Consider the following 14,106-nt stretch of genomic DNA (forward strand, 5'->3'; position numbering starts at 1 on the left):
TTATGAGTTCAGCAGCCGCCGTTCGATGCGGCGCACAGATGGTCTTTGACCATCGGGCCCACCTTGCCGAAATCCATCTGGCCGGTATAGCGGGTCTTCAACTCACCCATCACCTTGCCCATATCGCGGATCGAACCCGCGCCGGTGGCTGTAATCGCGGTCTGAATCGCTTTTGTCACCTCATCGTCGTCCAGCTGTTTGGGCAGGAATTCCTCGATGATCGCAACTTCGCGCATTTCACGCTCGGCCAGGTCCAGGCGTCCGCCCTCTTCGTAGGCGCGCGCGCTTTCCTTGCGCTGCTTGGTCATTTTACCAAGGATTTCAAGAACCTCAGCATCGCCGCAGCCTTTCGCCTCTTCGTTCTCGGAAGCACGGGACGCAATATCCCGGTCTTTGATCGCAGCGTTGATAAGGCGCAAGGTCGACAGACGCTCGGCCGCTTTGTCTTTCATTGCTTGCTTCAGGGCGGTGTTCACCCGTGATCGCATGTCCATTTGGTTTGTCCATCCCCATGACAACGGAACCCCGAACATATCTAAACAAAAAGCGTGACACAACAGGGCACAGACACAGCTAACCCATTGAAAAACAACAATAGCCGAAAATTTGAACACACTTGACCAAAGCGGTTAACCCCCTTAGGTATGCGCCGATTTACCCTGTAGGAGAGTTGCGCCATGGCCCAGAACGCCCCGTCCAAGCCCACCGCATGTCTGGCATTGGCCGACGGAACGCTGTTTTACGGCACAGGCTTCGGCGCAACCGGCCAGACAGTGGCCGAGCTGTGCTTTAACACCGCCATGACCGGGTATCAGGAAATCATGACAGACCCCTCTTATGCCGGGCAGATCGTCACCTTCACCTTCCCCCATATCGGCAATGTGGGCGTGAACCCCGAAGATGACGAAACCGGTGATCCGGTGGCTGCGGGCATGGTGGTCAAATGGGACCCGACCGAGCCGTCGAACTGGCGCTCGGCCGAAGAGTTGAAAACATGGCTGGAACGTCGCGGTCGTATCGCGATTGGCGGCATCGATACCCGCCGCCTGACCCGCGCCATCCGCCAACAGGGCGCGCCGCATGTGGCGCTGGCGCATGACCCCAAGGGTAATTTCGATATCGCCGCGCTGGTTGCCGCCGCGCGCGGTTTCGCCGGGTTGGAAGGCATGGATCTGGCCAAGGACGTCACCTGTGCCCAAAGCTACCGCTGGGACGAAATGCGTTGGGCCTGGCCCGAGGGGTATGCGCCGCAGAAGGCACCCCAACACAAGGTCGTGGCGCTGGATTATGGTGCGAAACGCAACATCCTGCGCTGCCTCGCCTCGGCTGGTTGTGACGTAACCGTACTGCCCGCCACCGCGACCGCTGCCGAAGTTCTGGCGCACGAGCCTGACGGCGTGTTCCTGTCCAATGGTCCCGGCGACCCGGCGGCAACCGGCGAATATGCCGTGCCGATGATCAAAGAGATCCTGAACAGCACCGAACTGCCCGTCTTTGGCATCTGCCTCGGCCACCAGATGCTGGCGCTGGCGCTGGGTGGTCAGACCATCAAGATGAACCACGGCCACCACGGTGCAAACCACCCGGTGAAAGATCTGGAAACCGGCAAGGTCGAGATCACCTCGATGAACCACGGTTTCGCTGTCGATGCCGAGACCCTGCCCGACGGTGTGGTCGAGACCCATCGCTCGCTGTTTGACGGCTCGAACTGCGGTATCCGCATGACGGACCGACCGGTCTATTCGGTGCAGTACCACCCCGAGGCCTCGCCCGGCCCACAGGACAGCTTCTACCTGTTCGAACGCTTCGCAGCCGCCATGGCGGACAGAAAAGCGCAGGCGTAACTGGCGCAAAGCCCGGGGTTAACCCGCTGTTAACCTAGATTGATCAACCCTGACGGCAGGTCACTGCGTCAGGGTTTTTTAATGGTTGAATTGAATCTTCAGGATTTTACCACTGCCGCCCCGATCCCCCCTCAAGGGCAACGCAAACCGTTGGGCACCTGCCTGATCGAACAAGGTGCGATTTCGTGGGAGCAGTTGGACCAGGCGCTGCATCTGCAATCCCAGCAAAAGGCCCCGCTGGGCGAAATTCTGGTTGGCGAAGGCTGGGTCAGCCGCGCGGATGTCCTGACCGCCCTGTCCGTGCAAAGCGGATGGCAAATCGCCGATCTGGACCAGATCCCGCCCGCACCCGGCCTGTGCGATTTCAAGCCGGTTGAATTCTGGCTGGCCCATAACGTCATACCATGGATGCGCGCCGGCCCGCTGCTGTTGGTTGCCACTGCACGCCCTGATCGCTTCCCGACCGTCACTGCCGAGATGCAGGATTGCCCCTACGCCGTCCTTCCCGTTCTGGCCGCACCGGATCAGATTGATCGCGCGATTGCCCGTCAATTCTCGCAGGTTCTGGCCGAGGCCGCCGAGATCCGTGTGGATGAGGCGCAAAGCTGCCGCACCTGGACACCCCGGTCGCGCATTGGCCCTGCGGTTCTGGTTCTGGGGCTGATGGCGTTTTTTGCGGCCCTTCCCCAGCTTGGACTTGCCGCCCTGCTGATTGCAGCCGTCGCAACCCTGATCCTGTTCATGACCTTACGACTCTCAGGCGCGCTGGCCTTTGTGCTGCGGATAATCAAACCACCCAAAACCGATCCCGGTTGCACGCCCGTTTCGCTGCGACAGCCTTGCGTGTCGATCATGGTGCCCTTGTATAAGGAGCGTGAGATCGCAGGCGCCCTAATCAAACGGCTGCAACGGCTGACCTATCCCAAAGCCCTTCTGGACGTGATTTTGGTGCTGGAGGAACACGATGACGTCACCCGCGAAACCGTCGAGAAAGCCGACCTTCCAAGCTGGATTCGCACCGTCGAGGTGCCCGCACTGAACGGGCTGACAACCAAGCCGCGTGCAATGAACTATGCGCTGGATTTCTGCCGGGGCGATATTCTGGGGGTCTGGGATGCCGAAGATGCACCCGAGCCAGATCAGATTGAGCGGGTGGTGCAGCATTTCACTCAGGCCCCGCCGGATGTGGTCTGTCTGCAAGGTATGCTGGATTACTACAACCCGCGCACCAACTGGCGTTCGCGCTGCTTCACCATCGAATACAACTCTTGGTTTCGGGTGATCCTGCAGGGCATCGCGCGCCTTGGGCTGGTGGTGCCATTGGGCGGAACCACCTTTTTCTTCCGCCGTGACAAGCTCATCGAACTGGGCGGATGGGACGCGCATAACGTCACCGAGGATGCCGATCTGGGCGTACGCCTCAGCCGCGCGGGATACCGGACCGAGATGGTCGAGACCACCACCTATGAAGAGGCCAACTTTCGCGCCTGGCCTTGGGTGAAACAACGCTCGCGTTGGCTGAAAGGGTTCATGGTCACCTATCTGGTGCATATGCGGAACCCGGTAGGCCTGTATCGCGAATTGGGAGCGCTCAGGTTCGCGGGCGTGCAGGCGTTCTTTCTGGGCACGCTGGGTCAGTTCCTGCTGGCCCCGATCCTGTGGATGTTCTGGCTGTCCGCGCTGCAACTCCCCAACCCGATGCAAACCCTGCTGACGGCACCGGTGATGACCACGCTGCTTTGGTTGTTTCTGGCGGCTGAGCTGATCAATATGGCCGTCGCAATGCTGGCCGTGTCCGCCCGGGAACGTCGGCATCTTTTACCGTTTGTGCCCACGATGTGCTTCTACTTCCCGCTGGGCGTCCTCGCCGCCTACAAGGCCCTGTGGGAGCTCGCGATCTGCCCGTTCTTCTGGGACAAAACCCAGCATGGGCAGGCCGAAGAGGACCTGCCGCAAGCCTGAAGGTTAAGATTCGCGCCGCACCGCGTCCTGCTTGAGACGGGTCATGAATGCGATCGAGATATGGTCCTTCAGCGCCCGCCCGGCTGCTTCTTCGTCACGTGCAGCGATGGCTTCGACGATCCCCTTATGCTCGCTCTGCGCAATTTCACTGCGCCCCTGCGCCGCCAGCGACGTGGTCGCCATCAGGGCCATGGTGCGATGCACCAGATCCAATTGCTGAACCAGATAACGGTTGTGCGAGGCCAGATGGATCTGCTCATGAAACCGCCGGTTAGCCCGTGACAAGGCCGAGGGATCATCGACCAGTGCATCATCCTCTGCCACCATTTCCTGCAGCACGCGGATCTCTTCCTCGGTCGCGTGTTTGGCGGCCAGACGTGCGGCCAACCCCTCAAGCTCGCGCCGCACGACATACAGTTCGGCCATCTGGTTGTGGTCCAAAGACGCCACAATCAGCGACCGCCCGTCCCGCTCCAGCAGCGACTGCGTCTCCAGCCGCTGCAACGCCTCGCGGATGGGGGTGCGCGAGACACCGAACCGCTCGGCCAGTTCGCTTTCGACCAGACGGTCACCGGGTTTGTAGACGCCCACATCGATGGCTTCGAGAATCAGGCTGTAGGCATCTTTGTTGGACTGTCGGGATTGGGGCATGGGGTGTTGTCTCTCCTCGTTCGGCCATGTCTATCCGCCTCCGGGGGCCGCAATCAAGTGTAGCATTGAAAACCCGGCTTTCGCGCCCTACACCGACATCATGGTCAAACCTGCCTTTAGCCACGTCACCCAATGGGTGTTCGATCTGGACAACACCCTTTATCCGCCGCACATGCGCCTGTTCGACCAGATCGAGGTGCTGATGACCGATTACGTCGTGCAGGCCATCGGCGTGGACCGGGCCGAGGCCGACCGCCTGCGCAGCCACTATTGGCGCGAATACGGTACAACTCTGGCCGGGCTGATGGCCGAACATGATCTAGACCCCGACCCCTATCTGCACGCGGTCCATCAGGTCGACATGAGCCATATGGACCCCGATGCCGAGCTTGCCGCCCATATCCGCGCCCTGCCCGGTCGGCGCATCGTCTACACCAACGGCAGCGCCCCCTATGCGGAACGGGTGCTTGAGGCGCGCGGGCTGACGGGTCTGTTTGATGCCATCTATGGTGTCGAACATGCAGGCTATCGCCCCAAGCCGGAAAAAGCGGCCTTTCAGGCGATCTTTTCGCAAGATGGTATTCAGACCGAAAAGGCCGCCATGTTCGAGGACGATCCCCGCAATCTGGCCGCGCCGCATGAGATGGGAATGCGCACGGTTCACGTCGCGCCGGACCCGCATGAGGCCGATCATATCCACCACCATACGGATGACCTAACGGCATTCCTGGCCCGCCTGCGGTAGGCTGTCACACTGCGACGATCTGCATATTCTGCAGCTGCACAATCATCCATATATGCCCGTCTGCGACGAACAGAACGGAGACCCCAATGAGCGCGACCCTGATGCCGCAGCGCCTGCCGATTTGGCAACGCCTGCTTTATGCAATCCCCTTGTTTGGCTGGATGGCCCGCGACGTGGCCGATGGCGAGCCCGAGGATTTAGGCTATACGGCCGCCGCGATCTTCAGCATGTGGGGCTGTTCTGCCCTGCTGTTCGGCCTGCCCGGTCTCTACATCCCCGCCGTGATGATGGTGCCGGTGATGTTTCTGATCCTGATCCTGATTTCACGCGGATAAGACACGGGACAGGATGTCACTTGGCGCAGGCGCGGGAACCGCACTAGGGTCTGCAGGGAACGGAGACAAGTGCCATGACTGACAGCTGTGAGATCCTGATTTCCGGCGGCGGAATCGCTGGCCTGACCGCCGCCGCCGCCTTTGGGACCGCCGGGTTCAACGTGATCTGCGTTGATCCGACCCCGCCGATCACTGAACGCGACGTTGATGGGTCGGACCTGCGGACCACCGCCTTCCTGCAACCCTCACGCGGGCTGCTGGACCAATGTGGATTGTGGGCCCGGCTTGATGCCCATGCGGCCCCGCTGCAAGTGATGCGCATCGTCGATGCGGGCGGAGACGTCCCCGAACCGCGCGTTGTGCGCGATTTCAACGCCTCGGACATTTCGGAACAGCCCTTTGGCTGGAACCTGCCAAACTGGCTGCTGCGGCGCGAAATGGTGGCGCGGCTGGCCGAACTGCCCAATGTCGATTTCCGCCCCGGCACTGGCACCGTCAGCCTGTTCACCCGCACCGCCGAGGCGCGCGTTGGGTTGAGTGACGGCAGCCGCATCCGGTGCAAACTGGTCATCGCCGCCGATGGGCGAAACTCCACTATGCGCGAGGCTGCCGGGATACCCGCCCACACTACGCGCTATGGTCAGAAAGCGCTGGCTTTTGCGGTAACGCATCCGATTGCCCATGAAAACGTCTCGACCGAGATCCACCGGTCTGGCGGGCCGTTCACATTGGTACCGCTGCCCGACTGGCAGGGTCAGCCCTCATCCGCCATTGTGTGGATGGAACGCGGGCCGCGCGCGGTGGAGTTGCTGAACCTCGACACCGAGGCCTTCGAGGCCGCGATGACGGAGCGGTCCTGCGGGTTGTTCGGGCCGCTGAAACTGGCCTCACGCCGGACGATCTGGCCGATCATCAGCCAATCGGCCGCGCGCCTGTCGGGCGAACGCATCGCCCTGATGGCCGAGGCCGCGCATGTGGTGCCGCCCATTGGCGCGCAGGGTCTGAACATGTCTTTGGGCGATCTGCGATCTCTTCTGGACCTGGCACAAGCCCGGCCTGATGGGTTGGGTGATGCGCAGATGCTGGATGCCTACCACAAGGCCCGCCATGCCGAGATCGAGCTGCGGGTGAAAGGCATCGACCTGTTGAACCGCACCTCGATGCTCGAGGCGCGGCCGCTGCGCGATGCACGCGCCTTGGGGCTGAACGCGCTCTACTCCATGGGACCAGTGCGCAAGACGCTGATGCAGATGGGCCTCGGCGTGCGTTAGGTGGTAGGGCGGGCTTCAGCCCGCCACCCGGTCACAGAACCTGATCCAGCACCCGTTTCAGACGCGCAATTGTGCCGTCCACATCATACAGTTTGTCGAGGCCGAACAGCCCAAGGCGGAACGTGCTGAACCCGGCAGGTTCGTCACATTGCAACGGCACACCAGCGGCGATCTGCATCCCCAAAGCGGCGAATTTCTTGCCATTCTGAACCTCGGGATCAGCCGTATAGCTGACCACAACGCCCGGCGCGCCAAAACCATCCGCGGCCACCGAGACAACGCCCTTTTCCTTCAACATCGCGCGTACGCCATTGCCCAAAGCCCATTGCGCGTCGCGCAATTTCTCGAACCCGTATTCCTGCGTCTCAAGCATCGTGTCGCGAAACGCCGTCAGGGCATCGGTCGGCATGGTCGCGTGATAGGCATGGCCGCCGTTCTCATAGGCCTGCATGATCTGACGCCATTTCTTCAGATCGACCGCAAAACTGTCGGACTCGGTCTCTTGCAACCGCTCTTCGGCTCGCTCGGACAGCATGACAAGGCCCGCGCAGGGCGACGCGCTCCACCCCTTTTGCGGGGCCGAGATCAACACGTCCACGCCGGTCGCCTTCATATCAACCCAGGCGCAGCCTGATGCGATGCAATCCAGAACCATCAACGCACCAACCTCATGCGCGGCAGCTGCCATGGCGGTTACATAATCGTCAGGCAGGATCACGCCCGCCGCAGTCTCGACATGGGGTGCGAAGACCACGTTGGGGCGCTGCTCGTGAATGGCAGCAACCACATCTTCAATCGGAGCGGGCGCAAAGGGGGACGGGCTGGTATTGCCGGTTTCCCGCGCTTTCAGAACGGTAACCGATCCGGTCAGCGCGCCGCTTTCGATGATCTGGCTCCAGCGATAGGAGAACCACCCATTGCGCACCACCAGAACTTTGGCGCCACGCGCGAACTGACGGGCCACGGCCTCCATCCCATAAGTTCCGCCGCCGGGAATGATGGCAACACCGTCGGCACTATAGACCTCGCGCAGCATGCTCGAGACATCGCGCATAACCTTTTGAAACTTGGCCGACATATGGTTCAAAGAGCGGTCGGTAAAGACAACCGAGAACTCTTCAAGACCATCCCGGTCCACGGTTTCCAGCAATGCAGGCATTCAGTTTCCTTTCCAGAAGTCGTTCCCCAAAGCCAGGCCCAAGTGCCCTGTCTGATTCCGGCGAACACTGCCACGAAAGTGACCCTACGTCACGAAAAACAAAACCGAAATATTTTGACCAACTGGTTCGAAAACATCAAAAATGACGCCAATTAGAGTCACCTCCCCTTTACACTTCTACTTGCTTCTGAACAGATGCATACACTTTATGCTTGAAGGGAAATTTCAACCCGTGACTCACCAAAAGCGGATCAGCTTCCAGGTCGTTCGTGACGAAGTGAAACGACGGATCGAAAGCCGTGTGTGGCCGCAAGGCTCGCTTTTACCGACGGAAACGCAGCTGGCCGAAGAATTCAACTGCGCGCGGGCCACCGTGAACCGCGCGCTGCGGGAACTGGCCGATCAGGGCTTTGTCGAGCGCAAGCGCAAAAGTGGAACGCGGGTCAAGAAAGAGCCCAGCAAACACGCCAGGCTGGAACTGTCGCTGGCCCGGCAGATGATTGAAAATCAGAACGCCGCATACCGCTATGCGCTGGTCGAGCGTAATGTTGTGCCCAGCCCCGGTTGGCTGGCCTCGCAACTCAGCGTTTCGCCCGAGGCCCGTGTGCTGCACGTGATCTGCATGCACTATGCCGACAACCGCCCCTTTCAGCTTGAGGAACGGTGGATCAACATCGAAGCCGTTCCCGAGGTGGAAGAGGCCGATCTGAGCGCGCATGGCCCCCATGAATGGCTGCTGAATGCCGCCCCCTTCACCGAGGCCGAGGTCGCCTTTTGCGCGATTTCCGCCGACAGTCGTCTGGCCGAGTTCATGGGCACCACCGCCGGAACCTCGATGATCCAGATGGAGCGGACGACGTGGAAGGATGAAAACCCGATCACCTTCGCCCGCATGACCCACCATCCCGGCTATTGCGTTCGCACGAAATACTAGGCGTGATCAGCCTATCGGACCGGGCAGGCGCTCTTCGCTCAGCAAGACATTGGCCTCGACATCCCCTGCGCCGGGCAACGTCATGATCCGTCGGCGCAGAACCCGTTCGAAATCGGACAGGTCACGCGCCACTACGCGCAGACGGTAGTCATACAGCCCCAGCACATGCTCGACGGTCTGCACTTCGGGAATGGCGCTGACAGCGCGTTCGAAGTCTTCCAGACTGACCTGTCCCTTGCGCGCCAGCTTCACGCCCAGAAAGACGGTGACGCCAAAGCCCAATGCCTCGGCATTCAGGCGCAGACGACGGCCTTTGATGACCCCCGCCTCTTCCAGCCTGCGGATCCGCCGCCATGTGGCGGGTTGCGACAGTCCCAGCTGGCGCCCCAGCGCCCCGGCGCTTTGCGTTGCATCCTGCCTTAAGGCTCGCAGGGTTTTTCGGTCTGTTTCGTCCAGCTCGATCATACCGGCAGCACCTCATCCCGTTTGACCCGTGCGATATGCATCAGCGCTTCGATATCGGCGATATGCGGCAAGGTCAGAATGCGGTCGCGATAGAGTTGCTGGTAATGCGCCATGTCCTTCGCCAGAACCGACAGCCGCACATCCACGCGGCCCAGAAAGGTCTGTATCTCGATCACTTCGGGCACCTCGCGCGCCGCAGCCGTGAATTCGTCAAACGCGCGCGCCTGCGTCTTGTCCAACGTGACCCGCAGCGACACCTCGACCGCATAACCCAGCGCAACCCAGTCGATCACCGCCTCCTGCCCCTCGATGATACCGGCGGCCTGCATCTTTTCTATACGACGCCAGCAAACGCCTTGCGTAATCCGGCACCGCTCGGCCAGTTCGGCGTTAGACAGGCTGGGATCAGCCTGAAAATGACGCAGAATACGTCTGTCGATGTCATCAAGCATAGATTTCTCATCATCCGGCTAAATGAAGAATAGTTCTTCATCTTTTTTATAAATACTCAACTTCAATACGCTCGCCAATCGCAAAACACCCGGGTAAAAGCGCAGCAATCGAAACAGAAAGGACCGGCAAAATGCGCGTCTATTACGATCGCGATTGCGACATCAACCTGATCAAAGACAAAAAAGTGGCCATCCTGGGCTATGGTTCGCAAGGTCACGCCCACGCGCTGAACCTGCGCGACTCGGGCGCCAAGAACCTTGTCGTCGCTCTCCGCGAAGGCTCTGCCTCGGCCAAGAAAGCCGAAGCCGAAGGTTTGCAGGTCATGGGCATCGCCGAAGCGGCGGCCTGGTGTGACGTCATCATGTTCACCATGCCCGACGAACTGCAGGCCGAGACCTACAAGAAATACGTGCATGACAACATCAAGCCCGGCTCCGCCATCGCGTTCGCCCACGGCCTGAACGTCCACTTTGGCCTGATCGAGCCGAAAGAAGGCGTCGACGTCATCATGATGGCCCCCAAAGGCCCCGGCCACACCGTGCGTGGCGAATACGTCAAAGGCGGCGGCGTGCCCTGCCTGGTGGCCGTTGACACCGACGCAACCGGCAAAGCGCTGGAAATCGGCCTGTCCTACTGCTCGGCCATCGGCGGCGGTCGCTCGGGCATCATCGAAACCAACTTCCGCGAAGAGTGCGAAACCGACCTGTTCGGTGAGCAGGCCGTTCTGTGCGGCGGTCTGGTTGAGCTAATCCGCTGCGGCTTTGAAACCCTGGTCGAAGCAGGCTATGCGCCCGAGATGGCCTATTTCGAGTGTCTGCACGAGGTAAAGCTGATCGTCGACCTGATCTACGAAGGCGGCATCGCCAACATGGATTACTCGATCTCGAACACTGCCGAGTACGGCCAGTACGTCACCGGCCCGCGCATCCTGCCCTACGAGCAGACCAAGAAAGCGATGAAAGAGGTTCTGAACGACATCCAGCAGGGCAAGTTTGTCCGCGACTTCATGCTGGAAAATCAGGTCGGCCAGCCGACCCTGAAGGCCTCGCGTCGCGCCAATGACGAGCATCTGATCGAAGAAACCGGCGCCAAGCTGCGCGGCATGATGCCGTGGATTTCGGCTGGCAAACTGGTCGATCAGGAAAAGAACTAAACCTGACCTCTGTCAGCACTGGGGCGGCCTTTAACGGGCCGCCCTTTTCTATGCAGCGCATGCTGTCGCGAAGCACTCGCCCAACACAAAATCCCAGCCCGAATCGTAACCGCCTCGCTTGTCCGCGGCGGCTTCGGCCCAGACCTCCCAGCCGGAATGGGTCAGGGTCACTTGTGTTTGGTTCGCACCGACCCTTTCAAACGCGACATCAACCCGCGTGGGGGTGTCCTTGTTGGTGCCCGGATGCCAGGTGAAGGCCAGGCGGTGCCCCTCTTCATATTCCAACACCGTGCCCCAATCAGCCCTTTCGCCGTCATACATCGCTTCGAACAGTGCTCCACCAACCCAAGGCTCGATCGTGACGGCCAGCGCCGGTTGTCCCTTCGAGGCAGACACTGCGTGACCATCCAGCGGCCACCAGCTTGCGATGCGGTGCACAAAAACCTCAAAGGCACGGTCCGGCGCGGCGTTCACAACCACGGTTTTGACGATTGGATCAGTCATGTATCTCGCCCTTCCCGGTTTATCTCAGCTGCAAAACTGTCCAGCACATCCGACCAATATCGATCCAACCAGGCGCGCATTTCTGCCAAGCCGTCAGGCCGGGCAAAGTAAATCCGGCGCGTCCCTTCCGACCGGCACCCGACCAATCCCGCATCTGTCAGAACCTTCAGATGCTGTGACACGGCCGGGCGGCTGACAGGTAGCGTGTCAGCCAGAGCCCCGACCGCGCAGGGCCGGGCTGCAACTGCTTCGAACACTTTCCGGCGAGTCGGGTCGCCCAGCGCGGTAAATGCATCTTGGTAAGCCATTACTTACAGTAAGTAATAACTAACTCTTTGTCAATCTCGGGCGCGTGACATCGGCAAAATCAAAGGATATGAGGGGTTTATGGTGCTAGAACCCGATTATCGCGATTGGAGCGGCGTCCTGACACTCGGCCTCATATGGGGTGGCACGTTCATGGTCGTGGCCATGGCGCTGGAAGGCTATGGGCCCGTCACAGTGGCAACGGCGCGCACAACGCTGGGTGCGGTCACCCTGCTGGGCCTGATGGCAGCCACTGGTCGCAGGATACCCGGACCGGACCGCGCCCTATGGGGCGCAATCGTCATCATCGGGCTGCTGTCGACCGCAATTCCGTTCATGATGCTCAGTTGGGGCCAGCAATACGTGCCCTCGGCCTTTGCAGGCCTGTCCATGGCGGCGATACCGCTGATGGTGCTGCCGCTGGCGCATTTCTTTTCCGACGAGCCGATGAATGCGCGCCGCATTTTCGGGGTCTCTCTCGGCTTTGCCGGCGCTCTGGTTCTGATCGGTCCCGGCTTGACCCAGATCGGCCAAGGGTTCGAACCGTTGGCGCAACTCGCCTGTATCGGGGCGGCGCTGTGTTACTCGGTGGCTTCGATCTTCACCCGACGTTGCCCGCCCATTGACCCTGTCACGCTGGCCGCGCTGACGCTGGTCGTCGGCGCAGTGTGCCTGGTGCCGCTGATGCTGGTGACCGAAGGCCTACCAAGATGGGAAGGCACACGACCCGGCCTTGCAATCATCATCCTGGGTCTGTTGCCCACCGCCTTTGCCACGCTTCTGCGCGTATCGATCATTCGCAGCGCAGGGTCGGTCTTTCTGACACTGGTCAATTATCAGGTGCCGATCTGGTCGATGGTGTTTGGCGCGTGGATCCTGTCCGAGGCCTTGCCCCTGCGTTTCTTCATCGCACTGGCCATGATTCTGGCCGGGCTGGCCATCAGCCAGTGGTTCAGTCTGCGAAAACTGCTGACCGGACGCTAGCCTGCTGCGGCTTCAACCTCGGACACGATGCTGTCGACAACCTGAGACAACAGCGCGTCATCCTCACACTCGGCCATTACCCGGATCAACGGTTCCGTTCCGGATTTGCGGATCAGCAAGCGGCCCTGCCCGTTCAGTCTCGCCTCGGCATCGGCAATGGCGGCTTTGACCCTTTGCGCTTCAAGCGGCATTTGCCCCTCGCCATAGCGGACATTCTTCAACAACTGCGGCACGGTCTCGAATTGCTGCGCCAGATCCGAAGCTGATCGCCCGGACAGAACCATCTCGGCCAAAAAGTGCAACCCAGCCATCAAACCGTCACCTGTGGTGGCGTAGTCGCTCATGACGATATGGCCTGATTGCTCACCACCCAGATTGAAACCGCCTTCACGCATCCGCTCGACCACATAGCGGTCGCCGACGGCCGTGCGTTCCAGACGCAGGCCTTGCGATTGCAGGTGACGCTCCAATCCGAGATTGGACATGACAGTCGCAACCAGCGCGTCGCCTTTCAACTGACCGGATGCAGCCCAAGCCGAGGCCAGCAAGGCCATCAGCTGATCGCCATCGGCCACGTCACCGTTTTCATCGATAACCACAACGCGGTCGGCATCCCCGTCCAGACAGACCCCCACATGCGCGCCATGCGCCACCACGGTCTCGGCGGCAAGCTGAGGCTTGGTCGATCCGCAATTGAGGTTGATGTTCTTGCCGTTCGGCGCGACACCGACCGGGATCACCTCGGCGCCCAATTCCCACAATACCTCGGGCGCAGTGCGGTGCGCCGCGCCGTTGGCGCAGTCGATCACGACTTTCAAGCCATCCAGCTTCACATCGCGGGGCAGCGAGGATTTGATCCGCTCGCCATAGCGAAACCGGGCATCGTCCACGCGGCGCGCGCGTCCGATATTCTGGGCCTGCGCGGGTTTAACGCCTTCCTCGATCAGCCGTTCGATTTCCAACTCGGCCTGATCGGACAGTTTAAACCCATCGGGCCCAAAGAACTTGATGCCGTTATCTTCCGCCGGGTTATGACTGGCCGAGATCATCACGCCCAGATCGGCGCGCATGGATTGGGTCATCAGCCCAACGGCAGGCGTCGGTACCGGCCCCAGCAGCAGCACGTTCATCCCCGTCGAGGTCAAACCAGCAGTCAGCGCGTTTTCCAGCATATAGCCCGACAAGCGCGTGTCCTTACCGATCACCACACGGTGCACGCCCGAGGCATCGCGACGGAAATACCGCCCCACGGCGGCCCCGATGCGCAAGGCCATTTCCGCTGTCATCGGATGTGTATTGGCTGTGCCCCGCACACCGTCAGTTCCGAACAGCTTGCGCAT

At 60.7% G+C, this 14,106-nt stretch carries 16 protein-coding genes; 8 read left to right on the top strand and 8 right to left on the bottom strand.

Annotation, left to right across the window (positions count from 1 at the left end):
• Nucleotides 1–8: 8 nt before the first annotated feature.
• Complete coding sequence (locus ACR0E6_RS06050; RefSeq protein WP_170517930.1) at nucleotides 9–494, bottom strand: GatB/YqeY domain-containing protein; 486 nt, start codon at nucleotides 492–494, stop codon at nucleotides 9–11.
• Between the two features lie 183 nt (nucleotides 495–677).
• Here ACR0E6_RS06050 and carA point away from each other — a divergent pair, with 183 nt between their 5' ends.
• Entirely contained in the window at nucleotides 678–1,844 is a 1,167-nt protein-coding gene (gene carA / locus ACR0E6_RS06055) for a glutamine-hydrolyzing carbamoyl-phosphate synthase small subunit (RefSeq protein WP_170451420.1), read from the top strand.
• Nucleotides 1,845–1,925: 81 nt separating this feature from the next.
• Nucleotides 1,926–3,806, top strand: coding sequence for a glycosyltransferase (locus ACR0E6_RS06060; RefSeq protein WP_480581615.1), 1,881 nt, complete (start codon nucleotides 1,926–1,928; stop codon nucleotides 3,804–3,806).
• A 3-nt stretch (nucleotides 3,807–3,809) separates the two neighbouring features.
• Here the strand turns inward: ACR0E6_RS06060 and ACR0E6_RS06065 are convergent, their stop codons facing one another.
• Nucleotides 3,810–4,457 carry a GntR family transcriptional regulator gene (locus tag ACR0E6_RS06065; RefSeq protein WP_170451424.1) on the bottom strand — a complete coding sequence of 216 codons (648 nt, stop codon included), beginning with the start codon at nucleotides 4,455–4,457 and terminating at the stop codon, nucleotides 3,810–3,812.
• A gap of 100 nt (nucleotides 4,458–4,557) precedes the next feature.
• On the opposite strand from ACR0E6_RS06065, the gene ACR0E6_RS06070 reads away from it, so the two are divergent.
• From ACR0E6_RS06070 to ACR0E6_RS06080, 3 genes are all read left to right on the top strand, one after another.
• On the top strand, nucleotides 4,558–5,202 hold the full coding sequence (locus ACR0E6_RS06070; RefSeq protein ID WP_170451426.1) for a pyrimidine 5'-nucleotidase: 645 nt from the start codon (nucleotides 4,558–4,560) through the stop codon (nucleotides 5,200–5,202).
• Between the two features lie 86 nt (nucleotides 5,203–5,288).
• On the top strand, nucleotides 5,289–5,537 hold the full coding sequence (locus ACR0E6_RS06075) for a hypothetical protein (RefSeq protein ID WP_170451428.1): 249 nt from the start codon (nucleotides 5,289–5,291) through the stop codon (nucleotides 5,535–5,537).
• A gap of 74 nt (nucleotides 5,538–5,611) precedes the next feature.
• A complete protein-coding gene (locus tag ACR0E6_RS06080; RefSeq protein ID WP_480581617.1) occupies nucleotides 5,612–6,808 on the top strand; it encodes a UbiH/UbiF family hydroxylase in 1,197 nt (398 codons plus the stop codon).
• 31 nt (nucleotides 6,809–6,839) lie between these two features.
• On the opposite strand, the gene ACR0E6_RS06085 is transcribed toward ACR0E6_RS06080, so the two are convergent.
• The gene (locus tag ACR0E6_RS06085; RefSeq protein WP_480581619.1) at nucleotides 6,840–7,967 is read right to left on the bottom strand and encodes an aminotransferase class V-fold PLP-dependent enzyme; all 1,128 of its coding nucleotides are present in this window, start codon (nucleotides 7,965–7,967) and stop codon (nucleotides 6,840–6,842) included.
• 232 nt (nucleotides 7,968–8,199) lie between these two features.
• Between ACR0E6_RS06085 and ACR0E6_RS06090 the strand changes: the two genes are divergently transcribed.
• Entirely contained in the window at nucleotides 8,200–8,901 is a 702-nt protein-coding gene (locus ACR0E6_RS06090) for a GntR family transcriptional regulator (protein WP_480581621.1), read from the top strand.
• 6 nt (nucleotides 8,902–8,907) lie between these two features.
• On the opposite strand, the gene ACR0E6_RS06095 is transcribed toward ACR0E6_RS06090, so the two are convergent.
• Together ACR0E6_RS06095 and ACR0E6_RS06100 are read right to left on the bottom strand one after the other, a co-directional pair.
• Nucleotides 8,908–9,366, bottom strand: a complete 459-nt coding sequence (locus ACR0E6_RS06095; protein ID WP_480581623.1) for an Lrp/AsnC family transcriptional regulator — start codon at nucleotides 9,364–9,366, stop codon at nucleotides 8,908–8,910.
• The gene (locus ACR0E6_RS06100; RefSeq protein ID WP_170451437.1) at nucleotides 9,363–9,818 is read right to left on the bottom strand and encodes an Lrp/AsnC family transcriptional regulator; all 456 of its coding nucleotides are present in this window, start codon (nucleotides 9,816–9,818) and stop codon (nucleotides 9,363–9,365) included. Before ACR0E6_RS06100 ends, ACR0E6_RS06095 begins: the two co-directional genes overlap by 4 nt.
• Nucleotides 9,819–9,949: 131 nt before the next feature.
• Between ACR0E6_RS06100 and ilvC the strand changes: the two genes are divergently transcribed.
• The gene (gene ilvC, locus ACR0E6_RS06105) at nucleotides 9,950–10,972 is read left to right on the top strand and encodes a ketol-acid reductoisomerase (protein WP_170451439.1); all 1,023 of its coding nucleotides are present in this window, start codon (nucleotides 9,950–9,952) and stop codon (nucleotides 10,970–10,972) included.
• A gap of 48 nt (nucleotides 10,973–11,020) precedes the next feature.
• Here ilvC and ACR0E6_RS06110 read toward each other — a convergent pair whose 3' ends face one another.
• Both ACR0E6_RS06110 and ACR0E6_RS06115 read right to left on the bottom strand, forming a co-directional pair.
• Nucleotides 11,021–11,476, bottom strand: a complete 456-nt coding sequence (locus ACR0E6_RS06110) for an SRPBCC domain-containing protein (protein WP_480581625.1) — start codon at nucleotides 11,474–11,476, stop codon at nucleotides 11,021–11,023.
• Nucleotides 11,473–11,784 (bottom strand): ArsR/SmtB family transcription factor, encoded by a 312-nt coding sequence (locus ACR0E6_RS06115; protein ID WP_480581627.1) that lies wholly within the window; start codon nucleotides 11,782–11,784, stop codon nucleotides 11,473–11,475. Before ACR0E6_RS06115 ends, ACR0E6_RS06110 begins: the two co-directional genes overlap by 4 nt.
• 79 nt (nucleotides 11,785–11,863) lie before the next feature.
• On the opposite strand from ACR0E6_RS06115, the gene ACR0E6_RS06120 reads away from it, so the two are divergent.
• Nucleotides 11,864–12,766 carry a DMT family transporter gene (locus ACR0E6_RS06120; RefSeq protein WP_480581629.1) on the top strand — a complete coding sequence of 301 codons (903 nt, stop codon included), beginning with the start codon at nucleotides 11,864–11,866 and terminating at the stop codon, nucleotides 12,764–12,766.
• Here the strand turns inward: ACR0E6_RS06120 and glmM are convergent.
• The gene (gene glmM, locus ACR0E6_RS06125; RefSeq protein WP_480581631.1) at nucleotides 12,763–14,106 is read right to left on the bottom strand and encodes a phosphoglucosamine mutase; all 1,344 of its coding nucleotides are present in this window, start codon (nucleotides 14,104–14,106) and stop codon (nucleotides 12,763–12,765) included. The genes ACR0E6_RS06120 and glmM overlap by 4 nt on opposite strands.

This window comes from Ruegeria sp. AP12 (assembly GCF_056540025.1).

Excerpts from the sequence above, each read along its gene's own strand:
- ACR0E6_RS06050 (WP_170517930.1), bottom strand. The coding sequence starts at position 494 with ATGGACATGCGATCACGGGTGAACACCGCCCTGAAGCAAGCAATGAAA.
- carA (WP_170451420.1), top strand. The coding sequence starts at position 678 with ATGGCCCAGAACGCCCCGTCCAAGCCCACCGCATGTCTGGCATTGGCC.
- ACR0E6_RS06060 (WP_480581615.1), top strand. The coding sequence starts at position 1,926 with ATGGTTGAATTGAATCTTCAGGATTTTACCACTGCCGCCCCGATCCCC.
- ACR0E6_RS06065 (WP_170451424.1), bottom strand. The coding sequence starts at position 4,457 with ATGCCCCAATCCCGACAGTCCAACAAAGATGCCTACAGCCTGATTCTC.
- ACR0E6_RS06070 (WP_170451426.1), top strand. The coding sequence starts at position 4,558 with ATGGTCAAACCTGCCTTTAGCCACGTCACCCAATGGGTGTTCGATCTG.
- ACR0E6_RS06075 (WP_170451428.1), top strand. The coding sequence starts at position 5,289 with ATGAGCGCGACCCTGATGCCGCAGCGCCTGCCGATTTGGCAACGCCTG.
- ACR0E6_RS06080 (WP_480581617.1), top strand. The coding sequence starts at position 5,612 with ATGACTGACAGCTGTGAGATCCTGATTTCCGGCGGCGGAATCGCTGGC.
- ACR0E6_RS06085 (WP_480581619.1), bottom strand. The coding sequence starts at position 7,967 with ATGCCTGCATTGCTGGAAACCGTGGACCGGGATGGTCTTGAAGAGTTC.
- ACR0E6_RS06095 (WP_480581623.1), bottom strand. The coding sequence starts at position 9,366 with ATGATCGAGCTGGACGAAACAGACCGAAAAACCCTGCGAGCCTTAAGG.
- ACR0E6_RS06100 (WP_170451437.1), bottom strand. The coding sequence starts at position 9,818 with ATGCTTGATGACATCGACAGACGTATTCTGCGTCATTTTCAGGCTGAT.
- ilvC (WP_170451439.1), top strand. The coding sequence starts at position 9,950 with ATGCGCGTCTATTACGATCGCGATTGCGACATCAACCTGATCAAAGAC.
- ACR0E6_RS06110 (WP_480581625.1), bottom strand. The coding sequence starts at position 11,476 with ATGACTGATCCAATCGTCAAAACCGTGGTTGTGAACGCCGCGCCGGAC.
- ACR0E6_RS06115 (WP_480581627.1), bottom strand. The coding sequence starts at position 11,784 with ATGGCTTACCAAGATGCATTTACCGCGCTGGGCGACCCGACTCGCCGG.
- ACR0E6_RS06120 (WP_480581629.1), top strand. The coding sequence starts at position 11,864 with ATGGTGCTAGAACCCGATTATCGCGATTGGAGCGGCGTCCTGACACTC.
- glmM (WP_480581631.1), bottom strand. The coding sequence starts at position 14,106 with ATGCGCAAGCTGTTCGGAACTGACGGTGTGCGGGGCACAGCCAATACA.